Raw genomic sequence first — 10502 nt, 5'->3', positions numbered from 1 at the left:
ATGCCAAGGCGCTGACGATCACCGCGCCGAGCATCGCGGCGAAAACCTATGACGGCACGACGACGGCGGGGACGCTGACGCTGGGAACGCTGTCGGGCTTCGTGGGCAGCGAAACGGTGACGGCGACCGGGACGGCGGGCGCCTTGTCGAGCGCGAATGCCGGGAGCCGCACGGCCGACGTCAGCTATACACTGGCGAACGGGACCAATGGCGGCCTGGCGTCGAACTACACGCTGGCGACGACGACGGGGGTATCGGCGCTGGTGAATGCCAAGGCGCTGACGATCAGCGGTACGAGCCTGGCGAGCCGGGAGTATGACGGGACGACGACGCCGGGGGCGTTGACGCTGGGCGTGGTCAGCGGCTGGGTCGGAAGCGAACGCCTGACGGTGAGCGGGACTGCGGGCGCGCTGTCGAGCAAGAACATCCGCGACACGCCGACATCGACGGTGACTTATGCCTTGTCCGGCGGGACGAATGGCGGGCTGGCGTCGAACTATGTGCTGGCCGACCAGGTGATCGGCATGACCATCACGCCCAAGGCGCTGGCCATCGGCGGCAGCTTCACGGCGACCGACAAGATCTATGACGGCACGACGACGGCGATCATCGATACGAGCGGGCTGACGCTGTCGGGCAAGATCAGCGGCGACGTCGTCACCCTGAACGTCTCGGGCGCGACGGGCAGCTTTGCGAGCCGGAACGTGGCCCGCGACGCCAATGGTGCGGTCACGGCCCAGACAGTGACGCTGAGCACGTCGGGCTCGCTGAGCGGCGCGGATGCGAGCAACTACACCTTCTCCGCCAGCGCTCCGACAGCGAGCGCGACGATCACGCCTGCCGTGCTGACGATCGGCACACCGACGGTGAGCCGCGCCTATGATGGCACGGTAATCCTTGGTTCGGGCGCGGTGACGGCGGGCAGGCTGACGGGGTTGGTCGGGGGCGAGACCTTGAACGTGAGTGGCCGCGGCACCGATCTGTCGAGCCGGAACGCCGGCAGTTACACGACGACGGTGAGCTACACGCTGGCGGACGGCAGTGGCCTGGCATCGAATTACACGCTGGCGGATAGCGTCGGCGTGACCGCGACGGTCACCAAGCGCGCGCTGACGATCGCCGCACCGATCGTGACCCGTGCTTATGACGGCACGGTGACGGTCGGTTCGGGGGCGGTGTCGGTCGGGGCGCTCGGTAATCTGGTGGCGGGCGAGACGCTGCGTGTGACTGGTCAAGGCACCGATCTGTCCGGGACCGATGCTGGTGGCGCTTATATGACGACGGTGAGCTACACGCTGGCCGATGGTGGGGGTCTGGCGTCGAACTACACGCTGGCGGACACCGCCGGTGTGGCGGCCGTGATCACGAAGCGCTTGCTGACGATCGGCGCACCGACGGTGGCCCGTGCCTATGACGGCACGGTGACGGTCGGCTCGCATGCGGTGACGGTGGGGACGCTTGGCAATCTGGTATCAGGCGAGACGTTGGGTGTGACCGCTCGCGGCACCGACCTGTCGGGCAAGGATGTCGGCAGCTATACGACGACGATCAGCTACACGCTGGCGGATGGTGCCCATGGCGGTAAAGCCGCGAACTATACTCTGGCCGATGCCGCGCAAGTCGCGGTGACGATCGCCCGTCGGGCGCTGACGATCACCGCACCGAGCATCGCGGCCAAGACCTATGACGCGACGACCCATGCCGGACCGGTGACGGCGGGAACGCTCGGCAATCTGGCGAGTGGCGAGACGCTGAGGGTCGTGGCAACGGCGGGGGGGCTGTCCAGCAAGGATGTCGGCAATCGCACGGCAAACGTCAGCTATGCGCTGAGCGATGGCACAGGTCTGGCATCGAATTACAGCCTGGCCGACGAGACGATATCGGTGACGGTGAACAAGGCGAACCTGACGGTCGCCGGTGTGACGGTGGCGGACAAGGTCTATGACGCTGGTCTGTCGGCCAGCCTCTCGGGCGGCATGGTGGCGGCCTTGGGCAACGACGTGGTGACGCTGTCGAGTGCGGGGGCGACGGGTATGTTCGCGACGAAGAATGTCGGTACAGCCAAGTCGGTGACCGTGTCGGGCTATACCCTCTCAGGTACAGATTCGGGCAATTACATGCTGGTCCAGCCGACCGGGCTGAGCGCCTCTATCACGCCCGCATCGCTGACGCTGACCGGCAGCCTGACCGCGCTGTCTAAGGTCTATGACGCGACACGTTCGGCCTCTGTGGACACCAGCGGCCTGGCGCTGGCGGGTCTGCTCGGCGCCGATGCGGTCGGTCTCGATCTGTCCGGGGCGACCGGCAGTTTTGCCGACAAGAATGCGGGCACCGGCAAGACCGTGACGCTGAGCACGGCGGGCACGCTGACGGGGGCGGATGCGGGGAATTACGTCCTGGCGTCGACCGCTCCTACCGCGATTGCCGACATCACGCGTGCGACGCTGGCGGTGACCGGGGTGGCCGCCTCCGGCAAGACCTATGACGCTACGCGGACGGCAACCGTGTCGGGCGGCGCGGTGTCGGCGTTCGGAGGTGATCAGGTGACGCTGCTGACGGCTGCGGCGAGCGGGACCTTCGCGGATAAGAACGTCGGTACCGGCAAGGCGGTGACGGCGTCGGGTTACGCCATAATAGGTGCGGATGCAGGCAATTACCTTCTGATCCAGCCGACCGGTCTTACGGCCGATATCACAAAGGCGAGCCTCATGGTCACCGGCGTGACCGTGGCCGACAGGGTCTATGATGCGGGTCTGTCGGCCAGCCTTTCGGGCGGTATGGTCAGCGGGCTGGCCGGCGACATGGTGGTCCTGGGGACGGGCGGCGCGATCGGGCGTTTCGCGGACAAGAATGTCGGCTCGGGCAAGGCGGTGACGGTGTCGGGTTACACCCTCTCGGGGGCGGACGCGGGCAACTATACGCTGGTCCAGCCGGCCGGGCTGAGAGCGTCTATCACGCCCGCATCGCTAACGCTGGCCGGCAGCCTGACCGCACGGAACAAGGTCTATGACGCGACCTGGACGGCGGTGGTGGACACCAGCGGTCTGGCGCTGGCGGGTCTGCTGGGTGGTGATGCGGTCGGTCTCGATACGTCCGGGGCGACGGGCAGCTTTGCCGACAAGAATGCGGGCACCGGCAAGATCGTGATGCTGAGCACGACGGGCACGCTGATGGGAGCGGATGCGGGCAATTACATCCTGGCGTCGACCGCTCCGACCACGACCGCCGACATCACGCGTGCGACGTTGGCGGTGACCGGGGTGACCGCCTCCGGCAAGACCTATGACGCTACGCGGACGGCAACCCTGTCGGGCGGCACGGTGTCGGGGTTCGGGGGTGACCAAGTGACTTTGCTGACGGCTGCGGCGACCGGGACCTTTGCCGACAAGAATGTCGGCACGGCCAAGGTGGTGACGGCATCGGGCTATACCCTCTCGGGTGTGGATGCGAGCAATTACACGCTGGCTCAACCGACGGGCCTGAGCGCCGGCATCACGCCAGCTAGTTTGGTGGTGACCGACATGACGATCGCGAGCAAGACCTATGATGCAGGCGTGGGGGCGACCCTGGCAAGCGGCAGCGTGAGGCCGCTGGGGCAGGACGATGTCCGGCTGGATATGGCAGGTGCCGAAGCGCGCTTTACTGACAAGAACGCCGGCGTCGGCAAGGCGGTGCGGATCAGCGGGCTGACGCTGACCGGCGCGGATGCGGGTAATTATGCGCTGGTCGTACCGACCGGCGTGACCGCCGATATCGCCCCGGCGCGCCTGACCATCACCGGCGCCAGTGTCGAGGCGCGGGCCTATGATGCCACCACGCTCACGGCGATGGCGGGCGGCAGCGTGAAGCCCTTGGGCAACGATGTGGTGATGCTCGATACCGCGCGTGCCATCGGGACGCTCGACAACAAGAATGTGGGAATTGGTAAGGCCGTCACCGTGTCGGGCTATACGCTCGCCGGTCCGGATGCGGCCAATTATGCTTTGGTCCAGCCCCAGGGGCTGACGGTCGACATCGCTCCGGCGCAACTCACCATTTCCGGGGTGAGTGCCTTGACCAAGGTCTATGACGGCAGCACGGCGGTGCCGCTGTCGGGCGGCGTCGTTACCGGACTCGGGCCCGACACGGTGTTCCTGGTGACGACCGGTGCAGTCGCCAACTTCGCCGACAAGAATGTGGGGACGGGCAAGGCGGTGACCGTCAGCGGCTATACCCTGGGCGGGGCGGATGCGGGCAATTACAGGCTGATCCAGCCGACCGGGCTGACCACCAGCGTGACGCGGCTGGCCAGTGTGACCTGGACCGGCAAGGGTGACGGCAAGAGCTGGTTCGACCCGGCCAACTGGGCGGGGGGCGCGATCCCGGACAAGGCCAATGTGGCCGATGTCATCGTGCCGGCCAGCACCACGCTCAGCTTCGACAATGCCCAGACGGTGTTGATCGACCGGCTGATCACTTCGCCAGATGCGGACAAGGTGCCCAGCAGCACCGACACCGTGCTGAACCTGCTCCGTGGCAATCTCGTCGTCGCCAAGGATCTGAGCGTTGACACGCTGGTCCAGCAGGGCGGAACGATCAGCGGCACGGGCAATGTCACGGTACTCGATAGCCTGAAGCAGACGGGTGGCGCGATCGCGGTGACCGGTGACGTCTCGATCCATCAGGGCGCAGGCGTTCTGGAAACGCTGTCCGTTTCGGGTCGCGACGTCACCCTGATCGGCGAGCAGGCGGTTCGCGTGCGTGATACGGTCGCCTCGCGCGACCTGACAATCATTGCGGGCGGCGATGCCATGCTGGGCGGGCCGACAACTGTCGGGCGCAATCTGTCTGTCACGGCGGGCAGGAACGGGGAGGGCGCCATTACGCAGGACCGCTATATCACCGTGGCGGGCGACGCGGTCCTGAACGCGGTGGGCGACATCACGCTGACGAACAGCGGTAACCAGTTCCGCGGATCGGCCACCTGCAACTCCAAGTCCGGCAAGGTGTCCGGTCCCTGTGTCGGTGGTGGTGGTGCGGTCCGGGCGGTCGCTGACGATATCATCGCGCGGGCTGCGGCGATCTCATCGGCATCGGGGGGAGCATTGGGTGGATCGCGGGCCCTTGCTGCGGATCCGTTGGCGGGCGGTGTCCAGATGCCAGCTTTCCTGACCACCACGGCTCCGGTCACCGGTACGGCCGGCACAACCCAGGCGCTTGCGGGCGAACCGGCTAAGCAGGCCGCCGATGGCGGTGCGGCCCGGATGCTCTCCGACACCAGCATCGATGCGCAGGCGGACACCACCTACATTACAGCGGGGTTCGATCAGAAGGATGAGAGCGGCGTCTATCGCCGGGTATTGCCGAAGACCAATCTGGGGAGCTCTGTCTACTATGTTGGCAACTAGGCGTCGGGTGTTCCCCGGGGCCGGTTGGCGCAAGGCGATCGTTCTGACGGGGCGGTTCACCCTCGGGTACGTGATAGCGGTAAAAGCCATGGCGGCTGGGCTTCCGGCAATTCCGGAGGCGGTTGCGGTCCATCGGTCTTGGTCGGTGCAATGCGTCCAACGAGGCCATGGCTGGGCATCGTGCGAGGTGGCGCAGACGGTGCATGATCGCGCGCAGGCAATGGGATCAGTTCTCCGTTTTGCGATGAGCTGTACCGAGATGCCGCAGGCCTGTGCGGTGCATCTCGAAATGCCGCCCGGCACGGATCCCAGAAGCCCAATCCTGCTGCAATCGGGGCGGGACATTCCGCTCGAGCTGCCGCTGATCGACTGCGACCGAAAGCGCTGCTTGGCCGGTGGGGCCATGCCCTGGGGCCTGAGTAACAACATCGCGCGTGCCGAGGAAATCCGGGTGCGCTTCGGTGACCGGATCGCGGGGCCACAGGACATCCCACTGTCCACCGAGGGCTTTGGCGACGCTTTTGCCGACATGGTCGGCCGTAACATCCCCATGGCGGTCGATCGCCGCAACGTTTTTGAAAAAGAGAGGGAAGACACTATGATTTCGCTACTGGCCGCCACGGCACTGGCATCGGCGACCACGCCGTCTCAGGTCAGGACGCCTGCGTCCCCGCCATCCGCTACTGCAGTTTCATCGACGGTACCTCAGCCCGAGCGCTATGGTGATTGGTCGGTGCTGTGCATCGAGCGCGAGGGCCTGCCGCCGTGCGAGGTGGTACAGGGGGTGCAGGCCAAGGATGCCAATACCCAACCACTTCGATTTTCCTTTGCCTATGCGGGGCAGGGAGATCGCTATGGCGTCCAGTTCCAGGTGCCTTTGGGCGTGTTGGTCCAGGTCCAGCCCCTGATCCGGCTCGATGACAAGACCGATCTCACCGACTTCCGCATCACTCGCTGCGAGACCGAGGGGTGCTTCATCGACCGGGTAATGGCCCGGACCGAACTCGAACCGTTCTTCAAGGCCGTCAAGGGCCTGATCGCCGTCGCCGACCGGGCGGGCAAGCCGATCGTGCTGCCCCTGTCGCTGAACGGCTTCGGCCAGGCGATGCAGGCGATGACCGCAAAGAACCAGTCCTGGGCCAAGTCCCACCCGGTCCCGGCGGTCGCCCAGGGGAAGCCGCTTACCCCGGCCATGCCCCGCTAACCCTTCGAGGACTCGATCCATGATCCCGATAACCAGCGCGCCATTGCCGCGCTTCTACCGTTTCGTGACGCCGCTGATCAGCCGCCTTCACCGTCATTTGGCCTATGAGGCGCCCGAGACGCCGGACTATGGCTTTGCCGCACGCGCGGAGACGATCGACCTGACAATCGACGAGTTTCCCTCCGCGATTATGCAGTATCCCATCGTCTTCGGCGGGGGCGAGGCGCTGCGCCCGATGGTGCTGACCGGTCAGCCCGGTCGCCAGCAAAACCAATTCGTCGGCGAGGACGGCGCCTGGCGCGAGGGGGCCTATATTCCGGCCTATGTGCGGCGCTATCCGTTCCTGCTCGCCCGCCTCGACCCCGAAATCGACGAAATGAGCCTGTGCTTCGATGGTCACTGCCCCTGGCTTCGCGACCGCGACGAGGGCAATCTGTTTGGCGAGGACGACAATCCCAGCGAGACGACGCGCCAGATACTCGAATTCTGCCAGAGCTATGAGGCGGCGGTGCGCCGCACGCGTGGGCTGATGGAGGAATTGCTCGAACTCGACCTGCTGGTCGATCTGGTTCGGATCGATGGAGCGGGGCGGTCGGTGCCCGTGCCCGGCTTCCAGATGATTGACGAGGAGCGGCTGCGCCAGCTCCGTGCCGAGCCACTGCGCAAGCTGATGAGCACGGGCGCGCAGGCGGCGATCTTCGCGCACCTCTTCTCGCTGCGGCATCTCGGGCAGCGTCCCGCTTTCGTTCCACCTGAGTCGACCGCGCCCGTCGCCTGATTCCTCAGCTACCATACAAAGTGATCGCCATGACCGAACTGACACCCACCGACATGCTGCCGCAATTCTATCGGGCTGTGACGCCCTTGATGAGCCAGCTCCACCACAAGCTCGTGTTCCAGGACCGTGAGCGGGCCGATTATCGCTATGCTGCGAACAGCCCTGCGATCGTGCTGACCACCGACGAGTTCATTCCCGCCCAGGCCGACTATCCGATCGTCTTTTCCAGCGGCGATACTCCGATGCCAGTGGTACTGACCGGAATGCCGGGCGGCCTTAACTGCCATGTCGACGGCGAGGGGCAGTGGGAGGCGGAGCGCTATGTTCCCGCCTATGTGCGGCGCTATCCGTTCCTGCTCGCCAAGCTGGACGACAAGGCAACGGACCTGACCCTGTGCTTCGACAGCGAAAGCGACCGCTTCGTCGAGGAAGAGGCGGGCAATCTGTTCGCGGACGACGAACCGACCGATCGGGCGCGCGAAATCCTGTCCTTTTGCGAACAATTCGAAGGGGCTGTCCGGCGGACCGAAAGCTTCGTGAACGAACTGCGCGACCTCGATCTGCTTGTCGAGGCGGAGGCGAGCATGCCTGGCGAAGACGGTACGCCCCGCATACTGCGTGGCTTCCAGATGGTGTCGGAGGACAAGCTCAAGGCCTTGCGCGGCGATCAGTATCGCAAGCTTGTCCAGTCGGGCGCACTCGCCTTGATTTTTGCCCACCTCTTCTCATTGCGCCGCATCGGGGCGCTCTTCGCGGACAAGCCTGGGCGCTAAGAATCGGGGGGCATCGCTGCCGTCTAGCCATGCCTCCCCATTCCAATCCGCTACCTGAGGAATCGGTGCGATGGTCGAGCGTTACAAAGAGAAGAGTGATGAATTCCGTGAGCTGGCAGTGTTGCTGGAAAAAGGAGTCGAAGCCCTTTCGGCAGCCGTTGCACTGTTGGCTGAGTTTAGTCCGGACGAGTATGCGATAAGATCGCAAGCCCTGCCTCACGATCTCGAACGCTTGACGTCGATATCCTCTCGCGCTCTCCGATACGGTAATGACGAAGACTATCGGGCTTGGTCTCGCGCCCAGGAAGCATGCGTTTCCGTTATGCCACGCATTGGGCGCAATGGGGCAGCAATGCTTCTGCGCCTTTTAAGGGAACCAGGTGTAGATATCTCAACCGCCGAATTGTCTCACGCGGCTGGCATCCGATCGCCCGGCGTTAAAGCGGTCAAGGTCTATATCTGTCATCTTCGTCGAGCATTACAGGAGCGGCATTTTCCGGCCGATGCTATCGAAACGGGACGATGCAGCTATCGCTTGAGCGTTGCAGCCGCACCTGGAATCCGAAAGATGTTAGATATGTAGTCCTCGCGCGGTTACAATATTTCGTCAAATGTTGTTATTGTCAATTTCCAAGGGTTGTGCGGAAGTTCTTCGATTATCGAATCTTCACATAAAATGAAACGAATGCCATCAATCTTCATAACGCTGAAGGTTTTATGCATAATTTTATCTTTTAGAACATATCCGGAGCCAAAATGGCTAACCGAAAATATCTCTCCTGATGGTTTTGTCATATCAACAAAGCATTCTTGTAAGGATTGCTTGAGGCAGTCTGGCATGAGATCGGTTATGTAGGAATCTTGCACCAGAGAAACCTTTCTGCCGAGGGTTTTTCTCATACCTTGTGAAAATTCAACAAATTTCATATCCTTGTCAACCAAGGATTTTGCAAATTGTGATTGTTTCAATGTAGGAAGTATCAGGCGATCTAGTGTGATTGGATCGTTTTCGATAAGCTGTGCAAGTAGCCAGGATCGATATATGGCTTCAGGCTTTTGTAGTCCATTTTCCCATCGAGAGATTGTGGTCTGAGATGAGCCAAGTATGCAGGCGAGGGATTCCTGCGTCCAATATTTTGATTTTCGTACTTGCTTTACGATAAATGGCCAATTCATCTGAATCCACCAAAAGTTGTTTTATCTGTTGACAGAATCGGAAGGCAAAGAACTGCGCCGTATGTGTTGTAGCGAACTGATCGGTAGCTGGGTTCGGCTGACGGGCACGCGGATATTGGCGCATATTCCTGAATAATGACGATATAAAAGTAGGTTAATAAATAGCCTATGCACGTTTCGTCAGGGTGCGTACGCGGTGCTTCGGCTTCGCTGTAATGATCGGCCTCCCTGATTGAAGGATCCTCAGGAGTTGTCCCGGGTATGCATAGGAGGGAGGGGAGTAGATGCTGGTAAGCGCTCGTGGCGAACGGAAATATCTAAATGAAGGGGAAATTTCCGCGTTTGTAATATCATCTCGGAGTTTTGGAAGGAGTGTAAGTTTATTTTGTACTGTTATGGCATATTCCGGCTGTCGAATATCAGAAGTATTGGAGTTTAGAAGAGAAAATTTCGATTTGAGTTATGGTCAGCTTATTGTAAGGTGCCTAAAGAAACGTAAGAAAAATGTATATAGGACTATCCCGCTGCCGAGGAAACTAGTCCAAGAACTTTCAAGGTGGTTCCAGGCATCCTCGTGCCCTGAGGGGCGGCTTTGGCCTTGGTCGCGTATGACGGGCTATCGGCGTATTTGCGAGGTGATGGAAAAAGCTGGTGTCAAAGGCCCCCATGCTACACCGAAAGGCCTGCGACATGGTTTTGGTGTCAGGGCGATGCAAAATGGCGTTCCGCTTCCGTTGGTCCAACGATGGCTGGGGCATGCAGATGTGAAGACGACGACGATTTACACCTGTGCTGTAGGGCCAGAGGAACGTAGCATTGCTAATAAGATGTGGGGTAATGAAGATAGATGCGTTCGGCAGTCAAGGGAGGTTCCATTTCATATTGGCCATAAGTTAAATTATTATAATGAATTTGGAGTAGAGGATTCGCGAATTTTCTCAAGATCACATGTAAATGTTAAAGTTGATTATCGGGCTGCGTAGAATTTCAGATGGAGTTGTGAGCAATAGGGGCTGAGAATCAATAAGAACCGGAAGGCGATCGCAGTGGGGATGGCGAAGCCTGAGGTGGTCCCGCCATCCTGGACAGTTTGGTGGCTGAGCTAGGCATCGTGGACAAAGGGTAGCCAGAGCAGGACTGAGGCGAGGCTAACGAAGCCGATGTAGGACTGGGTGGTTTTGTCG

General features: G+C 61.6%; 7 protein-coding genes. 6 read left to right on the top strand and 1 reads right to left on the bottom strand.

From position 1 onward, the window contains the following. The 5 genes from ACFX59_RS17915 to ACFX59_RS17895 all read left to right on the top strand — a co-directional run. Positions 1-5387 (top strand): beta strand repeat-containing protein (locus ACFX59_RS17915; protein WP_387434372.1); only part of this gene is annotated, 5387 nt, incomplete at its 5' end. Next, positions 5314-6591, top strand: coding sequence for an invasion associated locus B family protein (locus ACFX59_RS17910; RefSeq protein WP_387434370.1), 1278 nt, complete (start codon positions 5314-5316; stop codon positions 6589-6591). The genes ACFX59_RS17915 and ACFX59_RS17910, both read left to right, overlap by 74 nt. A gap of 19 nt (positions 6592-6610) precedes the next feature. Beyond that, entirely contained in the window at positions 6611-7369 is a 759-nt protein-coding gene (locus ACFX59_RS17905; protein ID WP_387434367.1) for a SapC family protein, read from the top strand. A gap of 29 nt (positions 7370-7398) precedes the next feature. Beyond that, positions 7399-8142, top strand: a complete 744-nt coding sequence (locus ACFX59_RS17900; protein WP_387434375.1) for a SapC family protein — start codon at positions 7399-7401, stop codon at positions 8140-8142. Between the two features lie 70 nt (positions 8143-8212). Beyond that, entirely contained in the window at positions 8213-8725 is a 513-nt protein-coding gene (locus ACFX59_RS17895) for a hypothetical protein (RefSeq protein WP_387434365.1), read from the top strand. Between the two features lie 11 nt (positions 8726-8736). On the opposite strand, the gene ACFX59_RS17890 is transcribed toward ACFX59_RS17895, so the two are convergent. Then, positions 8737-9318 carry a helix-turn-helix domain-containing protein gene (locus tag ACFX59_RS17890; protein WP_387434363.1) on the bottom strand — a complete coding sequence of 194 codons (582 nt, stop codon included), beginning with the start codon at positions 9316-9318 and terminating at the stop codon, positions 8737-8739. A gap of 284 nt (positions 9319-9602) precedes the next feature. On the opposite strand from ACFX59_RS17890, the gene ACFX59_RS17885 reads away from it, so the two are divergent. Then, complete coding sequence (locus ACFX59_RS17885) at positions 9603-10301, top strand: tyrosine-type recombinase/integrase (RefSeq protein ID WP_387434360.1); 699 nt, start codon at positions 9603-9605, stop codon at positions 10299-10301. The last annotated feature ends 201 nt before the right edge of the window (positions 10302-10502 follow it).

The organism is Sphingomonas sp. NCPPB 2930, from assembly GCF_042867205.1.
Taxonomy (GTDB): Bacteria; Pseudomonadota; Alphaproteobacteria; order Sphingomonadales; family Sphingomonadaceae; genus Sphingomonas.
The sequence above is the reverse complement of the archived record's forward strand: the minus strand, read 5'-3'. Positions and strand labels throughout refer to the sequence as shown.